A 17,811-nucleotide genomic window follows, 5' to 3' on the forward strand; every position below is an offset into this window, starting at 1 on the left:
GGAACGCACCGCTTGACCAGATCAGGCGGCGCGCACCCCGCCCAGGAAGCCCGCCACGTCGCTCTTCAGCCGCTCCGCCCTGTCGGTCATGGACGTGGCCGCCTGGCGCAGGTCCCCGGCCACGGTGGTCGACTGTTCCACCGCCTCGCGCACCTCATCGATGCTGGCGGTGATCTGGTGGGTGGACGCGGCCACCTCCTGCACGTTGCGGGCGATTTCCTGCGTGGCGGCCCCTTGTTCCTCCACCGCCGCGGCGATGCCGGAGGTGATGCCCCCCATGGTGTGGATGACGTCGGAAATGGCGCGCACGCCGTCCACGGCGCTGCGCGTCACCGCCTGGATCTCGTTGATCTGGCGGGTAATGTCCTCGGTCGCCTGCGCCGTTTGGTTGGCCAGGTGCTTCACCTCGGACGCCACCACGGCGAAGCCCTTGCCCGCCTCGCCGGCGCGGGCGGCCTCGATGGTGGCGTTCAGCGCCAGCAGGTTGGTCTGGCTGGCGATGGCGGTGATCAGGCCCACGATCTCCCCGATCTTGGCGCTGGCGGCGGCCAGCGCGGCGATGGCGTGGTCCGTCTCCTCCGCCTTGGCCATCGCCTCGTTGGCGATGGTGGTGGACTGGGCCATCTGGCGGCTGATCTCGGCGATGGAGGCGGACAGTTCCTCGGCCGCCGCGGCCACGGTGTTGATGCCGTTGGACGCCGTCTGGGCGGCGCTGGCGACGGTGGACGCCTGCCGGCTGGATTGCTGTGCCGTTTCCGTCATGGTGGCGGACGTTGCGGCCAGGTGGCCGGCCGCTTCCTCAACGGCGTTCAGGCCGGCGCTGGCGCGGCTGTCGAAGGTGCGGCACAGGCCATCCACCGCCAGGGCGCGGTCCAGGGCCGCCTGCCGGGCGGCGGCGGCCTCGCGTTCGGCGGCGCGGGCCTGGGCGGCGTTGTCGCGCAGCACGGTCAGGGCGGTGGCCATGGCACCCACCTCGTCCTGCACGCGGGGCGCGGCGATCACCACCTCCAGATCACCTTCCGCCAGGCGGGTGATGGCCTGGGTCAGGCCCTTGATGGGCAGGGTCACGCGCCGGCGCAACACCCAGGCCACCAGGGCGGTGATGGCGGCCACGAAGGCCAGGGTCAGGGCGCCCAGCAACAGCTGCACGCGCGCGTCGCTCAAGGCTTCCTCATTCATGTCCCGGGCGGTTTCCAGGGCCCGGTCGCGCAGGATCAGCGCGTTGTCCAGCATGGGGCTGGTCCAGGCCCGCCAGGCGGCGTTGTCCATGGGGCTGGGGCTGCCGGTGCGTGCCGCTTCCAGGATGGCTTGGTAGCGCGGCTCCCCCTCCTTCATCAGGGTGTTTTCCTCGGTCGCCAGCGCCTCGGCCAGCTTGGCGGGGCTGCCCAGGTTGGCGACGGCCTGCTTTTGCAGGCGCCACAGGGTGGCGACCTGGCCGGTCAGCTGTGTCGCGGTTTGGAGGCGTTTGGCATCCAGCGTCTGCCCCGACTGGAACAGGCTGAGGATGGCGGAGCGGGTTCCGGCCGCGGCGCGCAGATCCTGGGCCATGGCGGCGATCTGCAAGGGAACGGTCAGGTCGGCCGATGCCGCGGCGGTGCGGCGGAAGGCCAGGTCAGCGGCGTGGTCGACGGCGGTGGCGGTGGCGGCGATGCCATCCTGCATGCGGCCGGCCGCGTCTGCGGGCCGGTCGGCCTTGGTCTGGGCCGTGGCGGCCTTGGCACCCGCCCGCGTGTCCGCCAGCAGCTTTTCCGCCTGCGCCAGGCCAGCAAGGTCCAGGTGCGCCGCCGTCGTGACGGCGCGCGCCTCCGCCAGGGCGGCGTCCGTGGCCGCCATCGCCTTGGCTTGCGCGCTGCCGGGGCCGGTGTCCGCTGACCCCTCGGCGCTGAAGGCGGCATTCCAGGCGCTGCGTTCCGACGCCAACAGCGCGCCCAACTTCAAGGTCTGGCCATAGGCGGCCAAGTAGCGTCCTGCGGACGCTTGGGCCGCGAGGTCGCGGGCGGCGACGAAGGCGATGATGCCGGACAAGGCGACGGCCAAGGCGGCGATGCCGCCAATACCGGACAAGACGGTCTTGCTGATATTCATTGGGTACCTTCTGGCTGGCCTTTACGGGACAGAGGGTGCTTCCACTGAAAGTAGCGTTAAAGTGCCAAGGTTAAGGATGTGTGAACGGGCCGGGGTGTGCTGGCCTTTGCCGCCCCTTTATTGGCGGCCTCGCACAACGTTTACTGCCAAAGATAATCCCGAAGTTCCAATTCTGACGATGCCCACCGATCGCGGCTTACGTATAGTGGTCATTGGTATATAGCTAAGGGCGACAGCTTGAGCGTGGAAGAGGCAAGCGTGACCCGGTCAGTATCGGAGACGGAGCGCATCCGGGCGCTGGAGCATCAGGTGGAGCGCCTGGGCGAGGTGGTGCTGACCCAGTCCCTGCTGGCCGATTCCGAATTGGACCTGGGTGCCTTTATGCAGACGGTGGTGGACCGGCTGCAGCGCCTGACCGGCGCCAAGGGCGCCGTGGTCGAGCTGGCCGAGGGCGAGGACATGGTCTATCGCGCCGCCAGCGGCGCCGTTTCCCGGTTCGTCGGCGTGCGCCTGAAGCGCAAGGGCAGTCTTTCCGGCTATTGCGTCGAGACCGCCAGGGTCCTGATGTGCGCGGACAGCGAAACCGATGAGCGTGTGGACCGTGCCGCCTGCCGCACGGTGGGTGTCCGTTCCATGGTCTGCGCGCCGCTGTTCGAGGCGGGGCGCGCGGTCGGGGTGCTGAAGGTCATGGGCACGGAACCCAACGCCTTTTCCTCGGACGATGTCGCCCTGCTGCAGATGATGGCCAAGGCCCTGGGCGGGGCGCTGGGCAAGCAGCTCAGTTTCCATGAAAAGCAACTCCTGCTGGAGGAGCGGACGGCCACCATCGCCCGTCTCGAGGTTGAGGTGGCGGAACGCCGCCGCGCCGAGGCGGCGCTGCAGGCCCAGGCGCTGGAAATGGCGACCTTGGCGGAGCAGCGCGACCACGCCCGCTTGGCGGCGGAGGCGGCCAGCCGCGCCAAATCCGAATTCCTGGCCAACATGAGCCACGAGATCCGCACGCCCATGAACGGGGTGCTGGGCATGGCGCAGTTGATCCTGGACACCAAGCTGGACAGCGAACAGCGCATGTTGGCCGCCGCTATCCACGACAGCGGCGAGATGCTGCTGTCCATTCTCAATGACATCCTGGACGTCTCCAAGCTCGAGGCCGGCAAGGTCGATCTGGAGGAGATCGACTTTTCCATGGATGAACTGGCCGATGGCGTCGCCATGCTGCTGTCGCCCAAGGCGGCGGAAAAGGGCCTGGACCTCGTCTGCTACGTCGAGGACGCGGCCCACGGCGCCTATCGCGGCGACCCGACCCGTGTGCGCCAGGTCCTGACCAATCTGGTTGCCAACGCCATCAAGTTCACCAGCCGCGGCTCCGTCGCCATCGAGATTGGCGTGGAGCCCAGTGCTTCCGCCGACACCGAGGGCCGGCGCCGCCTTCGTATCGCCGTCAGCGACACCGGCATCGGCATTCCACCGGAACAGCGCGCCCGCCTGTTCCAGAAGTTCAACCAGGCGGACAGCTCCATCACCCGTCGTTTCGGGGGCACCGGCCTGGGCTTGTCCATCTGCCGCCAATTGGTGGAACTGATGGGCGGCGACATCGGGGTGGACAGTGAGCCCGGTGCTGGCAGCACCTTCTGGTTCGTGGTGCCCCTGCGCCCAGTGGCGGCCACGCTGGTGGATCGTCATACCCTGGTGGATGGCATCAAGGGCCTGCGGGTGCTGGTCGTGGACGACATCCCCCTGCACCAGAAAATCCTGAAGCGCGCCTTCAGCGACCTGGGTTTGGTGGTCAGCTTGGCCGATGGGGCCGCGTCCGCCCTTGAGGCGCTGGAGCGGAGCTGGGCGGAAGGCCGTCCGCCGGATCTGGTGTTGCTGGATTTCGCCATGGCCGACGTGCGGGGCGACGTTCTGGGCCAGCGTATCCGCAATGACAGCCGGTTTGCCGAGACGAAGCTGGTCCTCATCTCCTCCTTCGGGGTGATCGACCGGGGCAGCGCGGACGTCGATGTCTTCGCCGCAGTGCTGGCCAAGCCGGTACGGCGCCAAACCCTGCTGGACGTTCTAAGCCGCCTGTTCCTGAGCCAGGTGGCGGCGGGACCCGGCAAGGAGGCGGGGAGCGACGGGGACGCCCCGGCCGCGGCAACCGGTGCCACGGGCCGCCGCGTGCTGCTGGTGGAGGACAACCAGATCAACCAGCAGGTCGCCCTGCTGATGCTGCGCAAGGAAGGGTACGACGTCACCCTGGCGGAGGATGGGGAGGAGGGCGTGCGCGTGGCCACGGCGCCGGGCGCTGTCTTCGACCTGATCCTGATGGATGTGCAGATGCCGCGCATGGACGGTCTGGAGGCCACACGCCTGATCCGTGCCCGACAGGCGGGCGTGCGGGTGCCCATCATCGCCCTGACGGCCAACGCCATGGCGGGCATGCGGGAGGAATACCTTCAGGCGGGCATGGACGACGTTGTCGCCAAGCCCTTCGATCAGGGCAAGTTCCTGGCGGCGGTGGCGCGCTGGACCAGCGCCTCGCCTCACGAGCCCGCTCCGGCGGTGGAGGCCGATCCCCTGGCATCCACCCCGGCGCTGGACGAGAGCGTCCTGCGGCGGCTGGAGGCGATCGCCGGCCGGGATCAATTCCGCAGCCTCATCGCCAGCCTGGTGGCGCATGGCAATGAACGGCTCGACCGGGTGGCGGCCTTGCGGGCCCGTGGCGATCTTGAGGGGATACGCGCCGAAGCCCACGATCTCATTTCAACGGCGGGCAACGCGGGCCTCAAGCGGCTGCAGGCCCTGGGCGAAGCGCTGCACGCCGCCTGCGCCGCTCCGGATCGTCAGCTCGACCGGATCTTGTCCTTGGCCGACGACACCGTCACGGCGGGGCGCCAGGGCTGGGCCGCGGTGGATCGTCGATTTGGCGGTACGGTCGCCCCTGCTGCGTCAGGGCGGTTTATTGACAGCCCTCTCCGATCCCTATAGCGTTCGCCGGCCCTCTCCGTTAGGGGATTTTAAGTAATAGGCAATGTTATTTAAATGATCGGCACCATCATCCAAACAATGGACCGGTATTGACAATGGACTCCTCCAGTACGCCGGTCCGGCGCGATGATGATCACGCCGCGCCTGCCCTGGCGGAACGGGATGGCTCTGTCGCCAGCCTGACCCAGGCGCTGGCGGAGCGCGATGCCGCGATCGCCCGGCTCCACGAATTATTAGGCGAGCGCGGCCGTTCGTTGCATGAGATGCGGTCGGAAAACGCGGCGCTGCGGGCGGAACTGACCCGTACCCACCAATCCAGCAGCTGGAGGCTCACCGGGCCGTTGCGCTGGGCCTTGCGTCGGACGGCGCAGGGGCGCGCCTCCCTGGAAACGCTACTGTGGGCCATTCGCCGGCGGGGCCCGTCCGCGACCGTCGCGGAGATCCGGCGGCTCAGGCAGGGGCACGGTATCTCCGGTATTAAGTTCTGGCTCTTGAACGGCGTTGCTCCTGGTGGCGCCGAGCGTGCCGTGCCGGGAAGCGATTTGTCGTCAACCCATGCCGCGTTGGCGGACTTGCGCGGTCCCGACGGGTATGTCTACCGTACGCCGCGGCGGCCGCCCGGCTTCGAGGCGCGGCTGAAGAACCTGTCCACGACGTTTTCCATCGTGGTGCCTGTCTACAATACGCCGCCCGCCCTGTTGCAGGCGGCCGTCGCCTCCGTGCAGGCGCAATGGTATCCCCGTTGGCAGTTGGTACTGGTGGACGACGCCAGTCCCAACCCGGGGACCCAGGCGGCGCTTGACCGGATTCGCGACCCGCGCATCACCCTTCTGCGCCAGCCCGCGAATGGTGGAATTTCCAACACCACCAATGCGGGCTTGGCGGCGGCGACCGGCGACTTCGTCGTCTTTCTGGATCACGACGATGAACTGACGCCGGATTGTCTTTATGAGTTGGCGTTGTCCATCGCGGCGCATGATCCGGACTTCGTCTACAGCGATGAGGACAAACTGACCGAAGACGGCCGCTTCACCCAGCCCTTCTTCAAGCCGGATTGGTCACCGGACACGATCATGAGCACGATGTACACGTGCCATGTCGCCTGTGTCCGATCCAGCCTGCTGCGTGAGCTGGGCGGTCTGCGGCCGGAGTATGACGGTTGCCAGGATTGGGATTTGGTCCTGCGGCTGGCGGAACGGACCCGCCGCATCCAGCATGTGCCCAAGGTTCTGTATCATTGGCGCATCATCCCCCAATCCACCGCCGCCGACCTGAACGCCAAGCCCTATGTCGTGTCCGTGTCCGAACGCCTGCGCGCCGACACCCTGGCCCGCCGCGGCTTGAAGGGGGCGCTTGAGCCGCTGCCCCAACTGCCCAGCTATCATCGCGTTCGCTATGATGTCCGGGGCACGCCCACCATCTCCATCATCATCCCGTCGCGCGACAACCAAGCGGTGCTGTCCGCCTGCCTCGACAGCATCCGTGCCCGCTCCAGCTACGGCCGGTATGAGATCGTGGTCCTCGACAATGGCAGCCGCGAGCCGGCCGCGCTGGGCTACCTGAACCGCATCCGGTCCTGGCCCGGCGTCCAAGTCATCCGCCATGACGCGCCGTTCAATTATTCTGAACTGAACAATTTGGGCGTCGCGGCGTCCTCGGGCGATATCCTTCTGTTCCTGAATGACGATACCGAGGTGCTGACGCCTGATTGGTTGGAGCGTATGGCGGGCTTCGCCCAGCTGGACCATGTGGGCGCGGTGGGTGCCAAGCTGCTCTACCCCGGGGCGGAGAAATACAGCACGCTGGCGTGCTCAATCTTCATAACGGGCCCAGCCATGCTTTCCTGCAGCAGGATCGGAACCATTACGGCTACTTCCTGCGCAATCTTCTCGAATACAACTGGCTGGCCGTGACTGGGGCCTGCCTTATGGTCGAACGGCGAAAATTCGACGCGATCCGGGGTTTCGACCTGGGCCTGCCCGTGGCCTATAACGACGTGGATCTGTGCATGCGCCTTTATAAGGCGGGTTACTACAACGTCATGTGCCAGGCCGCCGAACTCATCCACCATGAGTCCATCAGCCGGGGCCTGGATTTCGTGTCGCCAGAAAAGATGGCGCGATTGGAGCGGGAGCGGATCGGCCTCTATGACCGCCATCCCGATCTTTTCCTGCACGATCCCTTCAACAACCCCAACCTGCACCCCAACGGCACCAATTTCGAGATCGTGTGAGGACGGCCATGACCGATAGCCTCTCCAGGGGCCCCACCGTGGCGATCACGGCCGCATCCAGCCCCCCGTCCTTGCGCGATGCCGTCATGGCCGCGGCGGCGGTCTCCTTCGGTTTCCACGGGACGTTATTCCACCGCACCGTGGCGACGCCGGGGGCGGTGTTCGACATCTTGGGGCGCCGCTTCGGCCTGCCGAAGTTCGCCCAGCAGCGCGCGGCGGCGGGGGTGGACGCCCGTGATCGCATGCGGCTGGCGGGCCGCCGGGAAGTGACGTTAGCCGACATCTATGATGCCCTGCCGATCGAGTCCGCGTTGGCGCGCGCCGTCATGGCGGCGGAGATCGCGCTGGAGCTGGATCTGCTGCGGCCGGACGCCGAGGCGTCCGACGCCTTCCGGCATGCCCATGCCCGGGGACTTCCGGTCCTGGTCGTCGCTGATACCCATCTGGGCCGCACCTTTGTGCGCGAGGCGCTCAGTCGTCATGGGCTGCCCTCCGCCGCCGTGTTCGTGTCCAGCGATTGCAACCTGACGGCGGCCGGCAGCGGTGATTTATTCGATCTGGCCATCGATTACCTCGACACGCCGCGTGACCGGGTACTTCACATCGGTGGCGATCTGGCTGGGGATGTCGCCCAGGCGCGCGCCAAAGGCCTCATGGTCCTTCATCATTCGGCTTCGAGCGGTGACGAAGACGATATCGCCCGCGTCGTGCCCCTCCCGCCCCCGGACACGCTTTCGGCCCGCGACCTGGGGTATCACGTGGCGGGTCCGGCCGCCGTTGGCTTCTTGAATTGGATTGAGCGCCGGGTCCGGAAGGATGGTATCGGCCATGTGCTGTTCCCCGTCGCGGCCGGTCATCTGCTGGATCGCGCGCTAAAGAACTACCCCGGCCTGTGGGCATTGCCTGGCCATAGCCTCATACCCGGATCGGAGGTCGCGTTCCGCTTGGCGGCGATGGACGATCAGAATTTCCGGGAGCATTTGCCATTTCTGATCTCCGGCTCCAACGGCTTGCGGCCCTTTGAGGTGTTGGAACGTATTGGCGTTCCGGCTCCCGCGCCGGAGATCATGGCGCGATACGGCCTGGGGGATGAGAGTCGCCTATCCCCGGCGTTGCATTCCCGCCTGCGCGGCTTCCTATTCGAGTACCGGTTCGAAATCCTAAAGGTCTGCCGGCGCAATCGCCGGGCCCTCCTTTCCCACCTCCGGCATCTGGGCCTAGAGCCGGGCCGTTGCGTTGCCCTGGTCGATTTGAGCTGGGACGGCGCGGTGCAGGAGTCATTTGAGGCGGCCTTGCGCGGGTTGGTGACCTTGTCCCTACAGGGCTATTCCTTCTTCGGCCCTGCGGAAGGGGGCCCTGCGGAAGGGGGCCCTGCGGAAGGGGGAGAGGGCCCTCAACGGCTAAGCCCGCAGCAGCGGTCGGCATTTTTCGACGCCGATAATGTCGCCCCCGCCATCGTGCGTCGCCTTCAGAGCAACCGTTCGTTGGTGCGACTGCTCTTCAGCCCGCTCCAAAATGCGATCATCGGCCTGGAGCCCACGCCGGATGGCGCGCGGGGTCTTCAGGATGAACGCTGGGACGCCGAAGGCGATCACGCCCAGGCCACCGCGGCCTTGATGGACGGTGCCATGGCCTTCATCGGCGATCATGCCGCCGCTCTCGCCCAAGGAAGGGCGCCCGCCCCCGCGCTTGAGACGGCGTGGCCGTTGGTGGACCTGCTGAACCGTCCGGTGCCGCTTTCCGATGCGCTCCGCCCCCTCGCCAACCTTGACCCTTGGACCGACAGCGCCCGTCGGGCGGGATAGAGGTCAGGGGGCGGGAAGGGGGCTGCCGGCGGCCTCCATAGCCGCCAGGAACAGGTGATAGGGCGTGCTGCCGGGCAGGTCGCGCATGGTCGGCGCGCCGGTCTCATCCTGGGTTTCGATCCAGCGCCCGCTGGCATGGTCCCCGTTGGCAGGCGCCAGGAAAGCGGTATCCAGGTGGCTGGCCAGTCGCTGCGCCAGGGCGGCGGCGGCATCGCCGGCAGGTGTTCCGCTGTGTCTGCGCGCCTGCGCCAGCGCGGCCTTGATCGCCTCGGCGACCGGCCAGATGCGCCGGGTTCGCAGCAGGGGCGCTCCTTGCGGGTCCATTTGGTCCATGATCCCGCCATCGGCCAGGAAGCCATGGGCGACGGCCTTGTCGAACAAGGCGTCCGCCAGGCCCAGCACCGTGGCGTCACCCCCCTGGCGCACATAGCGATCCAGCAGCCAGGCCCATTCGAAATGATGCCCAGGCTCCACGATATGGCCCGTGGCGGGATCGGGGCGCCAGTCCTGGGTGAAGAATTCGCCCAGGGTACGGGTCGTCGCATCATAGAACCGGCTGCGGAACAGACCGACCACGGTGCCGGCCTCGCTCAGCCAGGTATCGTCGCCGGTGAACTCATGCAAGGCCAGCAGCGCTTCCAGCAGGTGCATGTGCGGGTTCTGGCGCCGGACTGCGCCGTTCAATGTCCAGTCCGCGGCCGACCCCTCCGCCAGGCCGCCCCACCCCCCATCCGGTAGGGTCGGCATCGCCAGCCGGTCCCGCATCAGACCCCAGGTTTCCTGTGCCAGCGATATGGCGCGGGGCGCCGCGAAGGCCGCGTGCGCGTAAGCCAGCCCGAACAGGACAAAAGCGTGGCCGTAAAAGTCCTTGGCCCCATCCAGGGGCTGGCCGTCCGGCTGAGCCTTGAAGAACCAGCCGCCGTGGCGCGTGTCCCAGAAATGGCGAACCAGGAAATCATAGCCGCGCTCGGCCGCCGCCTGACCGCTCCGCTCGCCGACCAGGGCGGCATGGGACAGGACGTACAACTGACGCGCCTGCACCATGGATCGCTTGTAGCCCAGGGGCAAAGGCTGTTCCGCTGCATCCAGGCGCTCATGAAAACCGCCCAGCGCCGCGTCGGCGAACCGGTCGCGGCACAAGGGGAACAAGCGATCCAGGGCGTAGCGGGTCAAGGCGACAGTCGACAACATGGGGGACCTGTCTCGATTTGGTTGAAAGGGCACCTGATCGGTTGCCAGCGTAGCGGCTTAGCTGCGCGGTGGCACCGCCATGGTGAAACTCAGGATCAATCTATCCACGGCCGGCGGCACCGCCGAGGGCAGGGGGGCCGGCCGGTGGTGCCGGTCCGCTGGCACGCTGGAAGACGACGGTGGCTGCTCCATGGCTTGACCATGCACTGTCAGCACCGGCAGGCCGGCCCGACCCTGCAACTCATACAGCGTCGGTTGGGCGGAGGTCAGCGCGGCGCTTGTTTCCAGCGCCTGGATGCGGGCGGCGGTTTGCGCAGCCAGACCATTGGCCGGAGGCGTGGCCTTGATGACCGCGGCGTCCACCCGCTCCACCGGGGCGATGGTGGGGCAGGCGCCGGCGGGCATGTCGGGCATGTCGGGCGTATCGGCCTTGCAGGTCAGATAGCGGGCCAGAAGCGCGGCCGTCGTGGCCATCTTCTCCCGGCCCTCGGGCTTCAGCGCCGTGGCGTCGGGCCCGAAAAACTGGGCGGCTGGCAGCGTCAGGGTGCCGCTGGCGGCATCCGCCGACGCGTCGATCTGGTGGGCCTGCAAGTCCTTGCGCAGCGCCTCGATCATGCGCGCGCGCTCATCCATCAGCTTGGCGATGGTTTCCTGGTAGGTTTTTTCAGATTGCTCATCCTTTGGCGCGGACGTTTCATCGATGTTGTACATCGACAAGGCCATCAGCATGATCAGGAAGATGAAGACGATACCGGCCATCAGGTCGGACATGGAGGCGAAATAGCTCTCCTGGTCGTCACCGTGTGCCCTGGTTCCCCGTCGCATGACCGCGTTCCCGTCTTAGGACGCCGGCCCGGCCGCCGCATTCGGCAGGGAGGTGGCCTGGAGGGGCGCCGCCGCGGCGCTACTGTCCTGCGGCCAGTTTCCCAACAGCCGGTGGGCGGAGATCAAGGGGAAGCACAGCTCGACGGCGCGGCACAGGTCATCCAGCGCCGCTTGCACCTTGCGCTGCCAGTGCCGGACGACGATGGAGGTGACCAAAGAGGCGCCGATGCCAACGACCGAGCTGACGAACTTCATGGTGGAGGCGGCGAGCAATTGGCCCAAGGCTTGGCGCGCCTGCGCCAGGTCGCCCATCTGCAGGCCCTTGCTGGCGAAGTACAACCCGGCCACCAGGCCCAGGAAGGTGAACATCAGGCCGACGCCTACGAAATAATTGGGCAGCGCCACGTAGAACCGGAAATCCAGGCCGCGGCTTTCCATGGCTTCCATGGAAAAATACTCCTGGGGCCTGATGGTGGAATAGGCGCGCCGCTGGGGGCCGTGGCCGGCATCCAGCAGCGTGGATTCGAACATCCGCCACTCGTCCATCAGCAGGGGCCTGGACTCCATCAAGCGCTTCATCGACGCCGATCGCCGGTCATTGGGTTCCGCCATGATCAACATGGCCGACGCGGTGACCGACTTCAGGGTATCCAAGGTCCGCCGCACCTGATCGATCCAGAAGCCCGCCAAGAGGCCGAAACACGCCACCATCATGCCTGCCGCCAGTACCAGGGCGAACTCCGGCTGGCCGAACAGTGCCAGGTAAATCACCGCCACCGGCTTGGCCAGTTCACGGATCGTCAGAAAAAAGGACGATGAGTCACCGCCCTGGGCCAGCTTGAACCCGATAAGGGCGACGGCGATGGCGATGCCCGCCCAGACGTATTTTCTGACCATGGTCGACGGCGTTTTCCAGAATGTCCAATGAAGTGTCGAGGGGCGGCCAACGCCCTTGCGGGTCAGGCCTCAGCCAGCGATTGCTGATAGACTGCGGCCACTTCGGCCAGGGGACCGTAAGCGATGAGGTTGCCGTTCCGCAAGTACAGCCCTTTGTTGCACCATCTCTCCAGCAATTCCGGGGAATGCGAGGCCAGGACCATCAGGCTGGAGCGCTGCACGAAGTCTTCCATGCGCTTCTGGGCCTTGGCCAGGAAATGGCTGTCGCCCGCCGCCAGCCATTCATCCATCAGCAGGATTTCGGGCTCGACACAGGTGGACGCCGCGAAGGCCAGGCGCAACATCATGCCGGCGGAATAGGTGCGGACCGGCATGTCGATATAGGGGCCCAATTCGGTGAACTCGGCCACCTCCTCGACATGGACCTGCATGTCCTTGGGGTGGATGCCCATGTACATGCCGCGCAGCATGATGTTTTCACGGCCGGTGGCATCCGGGTTCATGCCCATCTGCACATCCAGCAGTGCGGAAACGCGGCCTTGGGTGTGCAGGCTGCCGCTGGTCGGCTCATAAATCCCGGCCATGGTCTTCAGCAATGTCGTCTTGCCTGAGCCGTTCGGGCCGATCAGCCCGACGCGGTCGCCTTTGTCGATGGTCAGGGTCAGATGGTTCAGCGCGCGAACCAGGATACGATTGGCGGCGTCACGGGCTAGGTTGGTGCCCATCGGCACCGAAAACAGCGCCTTCTTCAAGGAACGGCCGTTCGCCTGGTAGACGGGAAATTCGACCGTGAGGTCTTGCAAACGCAGGGAGGCCATAAATCACACCCAGTAAGCGATCCGGGACCGGAAGCGGCTGAAGAAAACAGCGGTCACCAACAACCCGCCCACGGTCATGATGCCAACGATCGGCCAGGAATAAGGGGCGAACGGCTCGCCCAGCAATGGTGCGCGGACGACATCGATGGCGGCGAACAAGGGGTTGAAATCGCCCACATGGCGGTACTCCCCCAGTGTTTCCACGGTCCAGAACACGGGCGTCACGAAGAAGACGACCTGGAGCAGCGCGGCCACGATCGGCGGAACGTCGCGGAACCGGGCACTGAGCATGCCCAGCAGGATGCTGATCCAGACACCGTTGATGCAGAGAATGAGTAGGCCTGGGATGGCCATCAGCGCTTGCCAGCCGATGCCATGCCCCATCATCAGGAAAACGATGGGGATCAGGACGGCGTTATGGCCCATGATCAGCAGGTTGCGGAAGACGCTGCGCAGCACATGCACGGTGTAAGGCAAGCGAACCTGTTGGATGGCGTGCTGCACGGACATGAAGGCGGAGCAGCCATCCGTGATTACCGATGAGATGAACTGCCAAATCAGTAGGCCCAGGGTCAGGAAGGGAACATAGCGTTCCGGATCCAGATGGAAAATCTTGGAATAAACGAAGCCCATCGCCGCGATCATGACGGCGGTGCTGAACGTCAGCCACAGCGGGCCCAGGACGGAGCCACGATAGCGCAGGACGATATCCTGCATGGCCATGGCGCGCCAAAGCCAATGCTGGCTCATGCCGTTGGCCAAGTCACGAAGGGCCAGGCGCCCCCGGTTGGGCGTCGCGGGCTTGGCGGTCTGAACGGGATCCGCCTGGGCGGAAAGCGGCTTACCGGCAACTGTCATGGGAAACGCGGCTCCAAAACAAATCTCACCATGCTCTCGGTCCCGGATGCGGGTTCACCGGACTTCTTGCTCGCCAGTCACAAGGGGACACCCGCCTGCCTGTCTTGGAAGCAACATGATCACAGCGGAGCGTGTCTTGAAGCGATCCACGCGCCCCGCAAAAATCCAAAGCCGCAGGCGTGATCATGAGCATCCTTATCGCAGAGGGGGGTACCATAACCTCGTCCCCCGGCTCCATCTTAAAACCTCGGACCTCATCGCCGGCCGTGCCCCTTCGTGCGGGGCCGCGCCAGACTGCACTTATATATAGTGTGGCTATTGTGGGGCGTCCCGCCGGATATCGCTTCGAGGCGTGGTCGCGAAGTAGGTAGCCGACTCTGATCGCCCATGATTTGGGCAAATGCTGGGGTATGTGCCTAAATCGCGGGCGGACATTGGCCGTCGCGCTTTTCCATCCGTTGGTTTTCCTTGCGCATCTGCGGCAATCAGAAACTGGCGCCTTTCTTGCTAGTCGCAGGCAGGGCAAGGGCGCGGGTGCCGCATTGCGGCAACACTCGCGCATCAAATAGGCGCATCCCCGCAAAATTCTGATGGGTCGTCGCTTTCTTGTTGGATTTGAAAGACCTTCAGTAGTAGTGGGGCTGCCATAAACAAAATCTGCCATGTACCCTCCCCCGGCTGGCTTCAGCCTAGCCTTTAGGGCGCGGGGGCCGGTGCGACGGGCAACGCAAAAACAGGTCCGGCAAGGGCCTGGAAAAAGTGAAGGGATCGAGCATGATGAGGGTTGAGAAGAGCCGCGGGCTGAAGTCCGCGCTGCTGGGTATGTCGGCTTTGAGCCTGCTGGGTTTGGCCAGTGTCGCGCACGCCGCCGATGACAATTCCGACAAGCTGGACGAGATCATCGTGTCGGCCGAGCGCCGGCCGGCGCTGGAGCGTGAGGTGCCGATCGCCGTCACGTCCATCAGCGGTGAGAAGCTGGACGTCATGAACTCCAGCGGCATGGACATCCGCTTCCTGGCGGGCCGCGCGCCCAGCCTGCAGGCGGAATCGTCGTTCGGCCGCACCTATCCGCGCTTCTACATCCGCGGCCTGGGCAACGCCGACTTCGATCCCAACGCGTCGCAGCCGGTGTCGGTGGTGTTCGACGACGTCGCCATGGAAAACCCCATGCTGAAGGCCTTCCCGGTCTTCGACGTGGGTGCCGTGGAAGTGCTGCGCGGTCCGCAGGGCACGCTGTTCGGCAAGAACACCCCGGCCGGTGTGGTCAAGATCGACAGCGCCAAGCCCAGCGACACCTTCGGCGGCTTCGCCGACCTGAGCTACGGCACCTATGACACGGTGAACTTCACCGGTGCCGTGGGCGGCCCCATCGTCAAGGACGTGCTGAAGTACCGCGCCTCGGTCAACCTGCAGCGCCGTAACGACTGGGTGCAGAACGAGGACATCTCCACGAAGAACGATACGGACTTCGAGGGCTACCGCGACCTGGCCGGCCGTTTCCAGCTGGAATACACGCCGAATGAGAACCTGGACGTCCTGCTGAACGTCCATGGCCGTCAGCTCGACGGTTCCGCCCGCCTGTTCCGCGCCAACATCATCCAGAAGGGCACCAACGACCTGGTTCCCGGCTTCGATATCGAGAAGGCCAACCAGGATGGCGCCAACCCGCAGAAGCTGAATTCCTTCGGCTCCAACCTGCACATCGTTTACGACGCCGGCCCCGTCACCGTCACGTCGGTCAGCGGCTATGAGCGCGCCAACGTGTTCAGCCGTGGCGACATCGACGGCGGCGTGCCCTCCGACGTGCCGTTCTCGGTGGAAACCGGCGGCTACAACTCCCCGCGTGAGCTGAGCCAGGAAGTGCGCTTCGCCTCCAACGACCTGGGGCCGTGGCTGCTGCAGGGCGGCCTGTACTACTTCAACTCCTACCTGGCCGGTAAGGATTACGACTACATCACCGCCACCGGCGCCATCGATGACCAGGTTCGCCACAAGGACCGCAGCGAGACCGACGGCGTCTTCGGCTCGGTGAAGTACAAGGTCACCGATGCGCTGACCCTGGGCGGCGGCGTGCGCTATTCGCACGACAACAAGTCGGTCGAGTCCATCCGCGACTTCGGCTATACCGGCCCGATCTACCTGCGCACCAGCGTCAACGGCGGCAACGCCTCTTGGGACGTGTCCGCCGACTACGCCATCAACAGCGACGTCAACGCCTTCGTCCGCGTGGCGACCGGTTACCTGGCCCCGTCCATCCAGGACCGCATCACCTTCGCCAACAACACCTCGACCGCCAAGGCCGAGACCACCATCTCGTATGAGGCCGGCGTCAAGTCGTCCCTGTTCGACAAGCGCGCCAGCTTGAACCTGACGGGCTACTACTACGACACCAGCGACATGCAGCTGACCGCCGTGGGCGGCGCCAGCAACACCGCCCGCCTGCTGAACGCCGACCATGCCGTCGGCTACGGCGTCGAGGTGGAGTTGGAGGCCAAGCCGGTGGAGCACATGCTGGTCACCGCCGGTGGCAGCTACAACCACACGGAAATCCAGGATCCGAACGTGTCGGTCGCCACCTGCGGCGGCGGCTGCACCGTGACCAACGCGCTCAACGCCCAGGGCAACGCCCTGCTGAACGGCAATCCCCTGCCCGAGGCGCCGGAATGGGTGCTGAACGCCACCTTCCGCTATGGCGTGCCCGTGGGCGCCAACGGTGAGGTGTTCTTCTACACCGACTGGGCCTACCGCAGCGAAGTCAACTTCTTCCTGTACAAGTCGACGGAGTTCACCGGCAAGTGGCTGCTGGATGGTGGCCTGCGCCTGGGCTACAAGAACGACTCCGGCTATGAGGTCGCCGCCTTCGTCCGCAACGTGCTGGACCAGGTGCGCGTCATCGGCGCCATCGACTTCAACAACCTGACGGGCATGGTCAACGAACCCCGCATCATCGGTGTTCAGGCCAAGTACTCGTTCTAAGACGGTGTCGCATGATCCCGGTGGCGGCTGGTCCGCCGCCGGGTGATCGTGATGCGTGCAGACTACAGGCAAGGGCCCGACCGTGGCAGCGGCGGGTCCTTGTTCCTATGTGCCCCCCCATGATGGCGGGGCCCATCCCGTGCACCGGGGGATACCCATGACCCGCTTCATGCTTCGCATCGCCTTTCTTATCCGGATGCTCCGCGCGGCGGGCTGCTGCGCCGTCCTGGCGGCGGGCCCCAGCGTCGCGGCCCCGGCGGCGGAAAAGGTCATCATCGACACCGACATCGGCGATGACATCGACGACGCCTTCGCCTTGGCCGCCGCGCTGAACGACCCGCGCCTGGATATCCTGGGGGTCACGGCGGCGTGGGGGGACACGGGCTTGCGGGTGCGCCAGCTGCAGCGCCTGCTGACCATCGCCGGCCGGACCGACGTTCCCGTGGCGCAGGGGCCCGCCACGCCCAACACCACGCCCTATACGCAGAAGCGTTGGGCCGAGGGGCAGCCAGCCCCGGCCACACCCGCGCCGTCCGCGGTGGATTTCATCCTGGGCCAGGCGCGCCGTTATCCGGGTCAGGTCACCCTGATTTCCCTGGCGCCGCCCAGCACCTTGGGCGCCCTGATCGACCGCGACCCTACCGGCTTCGCCAAGCTGAAGCGGGTGGTGATGATGGGTGGGTCCGTCCATGCCGGTTATGACGATACGGGCTATGGCCCGCTGAAGGGCCCGACGCCCGAGTACAATATCTTCTCCGACATCCCCTCGGCCAAGAAGCTGTTCACCAGCGGCGTGCCCCTGGTGGTCATGCCGCTGGACAGCACCCGGCTGAAGCTGGATGAGGTGAAGCGCGACCTGCTGTTCGCCGCCGGCACGCCCATGACCGACGCCCTGGCCCTGATGTACCACCAGTGGCGCCACCTGAACGGCTGGGGCCAAATCACCCCCACCCTGTTCGACCTGGTGCCCGTGGCTTATGTGCTGGACCCCAAGCTGTGCCCCACCACGCCCCTGCACCTGACCGTGGGCGATAAGGGCGAGACGATACCGACGGCCGGCCCCGCCAATGCCCAGGTTTGCCTGAAGGAAGACAAGGAGGGCATCCTGGACCTGCTGATGACCGGCCTGCTGGCCCGGCAGTAGGAGGGACAG

12 protein-coding genes are annotated in these 17,811 nt (G+C 66.0%); 6 read left to right on the forward strand and 6 right to left on the reverse strand.

What is annotated here, in order from left to right:
- Positions 1-21: 21 nt before the first annotated feature.
- A complete protein-coding gene (locus ULB03_RS26775; RefSeq protein ID WP_322486127.1) occupies positions 22-2,085 on the reverse strand; it encodes a methyl-accepting chemotaxis protein in 2,064 nt (687 codons plus the stop codon).
- Between the two features lie 258 nt (positions 2,086-2,343).
- Here ULB03_RS26775 and ULB03_RS26780 point away from each other — a divergent pair, with 258 nt between their 5' ends.
- The 4 genes from ULB03_RS26780 to ULB03_RS26795 all read left to right on the forward strand — a co-directional run bounded on the left by ULB03_RS26780 (position 2,344) and on the right by ULB03_RS26795 (position 9,093).
- Complete coding sequence (locus tag ULB03_RS26780; RefSeq protein WP_322486128.1) at positions 2,344-5,055, forward strand: response regulator; 2,712 nt, start codon at positions 2,344-2,346, stop codon at positions 5,053-5,055.
- 95 nt (positions 5,056-5,150) lie between these two features.
- Positions 5,151-6,968, forward strand: coding sequence for a glycosyltransferase (locus tag ULB03_RS26785; RefSeq protein WP_322486129.1), 1,818 nt, complete (start codon positions 5,151-5,153; stop codon positions 6,966-6,968).
- Positions 6,969-6,982: 14 nt separating this feature from the next.
- A complete protein-coding gene (locus ULB03_RS26790; RefSeq protein WP_322486130.1) occupies positions 6,983-7,288 on the forward strand; it encodes a glycosyltransferase family 2 protein in 306 nt (101 codons plus the stop codon).
- 38 nt (positions 7,289-7,326) lie between these two features.
- Complete coding sequence (locus ULB03_RS26795) at positions 7,327-9,093, forward strand: hypothetical protein (protein WP_322486131.1); 1,767 nt, start codon at positions 7,327-7,329, stop codon at positions 9,091-9,093.
- A gap of 3 nt (positions 9,094-9,096) precedes the next feature.
- On the opposite strand, the gene ULB03_RS26800 is transcribed toward ULB03_RS26795, so the two are convergent.
- The 5 genes from ULB03_RS26800 to ULB03_RS26820 form a co-directional block, all read right to left on the reverse strand.
- On the reverse strand, positions 9,097-10,284 hold the full coding sequence (locus ULB03_RS26800) for an AGE family epimerase/isomerase (protein WP_322486132.1): 1,188 nt from the start codon (positions 10,282-10,284) through the stop codon (positions 9,097-9,099).
- Positions 10,285-10,341: 57 nt separating this feature from the next.
- Positions 10,342-11,109 carry a hypothetical protein gene (locus ULB03_RS26805; RefSeq protein WP_322486133.1) on the reverse strand — a complete coding sequence of 256 codons (768 nt, stop codon included), beginning with the start codon at positions 11,107-11,109 and terminating at the stop codon, positions 10,342-10,344.
- A 15-nt stretch (positions 11,110-11,124) separates the two neighbouring features.
- Positions 11,125-12,006, reverse strand: a complete 882-nt coding sequence (locus ULB03_RS26810) for a hypothetical protein (protein ID WP_322486134.1) — start codon at positions 12,004-12,006, stop codon at positions 11,125-11,127.
- Between the two features lie 62 nt (positions 12,007-12,068).
- Positions 12,069-12,824, reverse strand: coding sequence for an ABC transporter ATP-binding protein (locus ULB03_RS26815; RefSeq protein WP_322486135.1), 756 nt, complete (start codon positions 12,822-12,824; stop codon positions 12,069-12,071).
- A gap of 3 nt (positions 12,825-12,827) precedes the next feature.
- Entirely contained in the window at positions 12,828-13,682 is an 855-nt protein-coding gene (locus ULB03_RS26820) for an ABC transporter permease (RefSeq protein WP_322486136.1), read from the reverse strand.
- A 774-nt stretch (positions 13,683-14,456) separates the two neighbouring features.
- Between ULB03_RS26820 and ULB03_RS26825 the strand changes: the two genes are divergently transcribed.
- Together ULB03_RS26825 and ULB03_RS26830 are read left to right on the forward strand one after the other, a co-directional pair.
- Positions 14,457-16,658 carry a TonB-dependent receptor gene (locus ULB03_RS26825; protein WP_322486137.1) on the forward strand — a complete coding sequence of 734 codons (2,202 nt, stop codon included), beginning with the start codon at positions 14,457-14,459 and terminating at the stop codon, positions 16,656-16,658.
- A 157-nt stretch (positions 16,659-16,815) separates the two neighbouring features.
- Complete coding sequence (locus tag ULB03_RS26830) at positions 16,816-17,802, forward strand: nucleoside hydrolase (RefSeq protein ID WP_322486138.1); 987 nt, start codon at positions 16,816-16,818, stop codon at positions 17,800-17,802.
- The last annotated feature ends 9 nt before the right edge of the window (positions 17,803-17,811 follow it).

The sequence above is a fragment of the Nitrospirillum goiasense genome (genome assembly GCF_034427435.1).
Classification (GTDB): Bacteria; Pseudomonadota; Alphaproteobacteria; order Azospirillales; family Azospirillaceae; genus Nitrospirillum.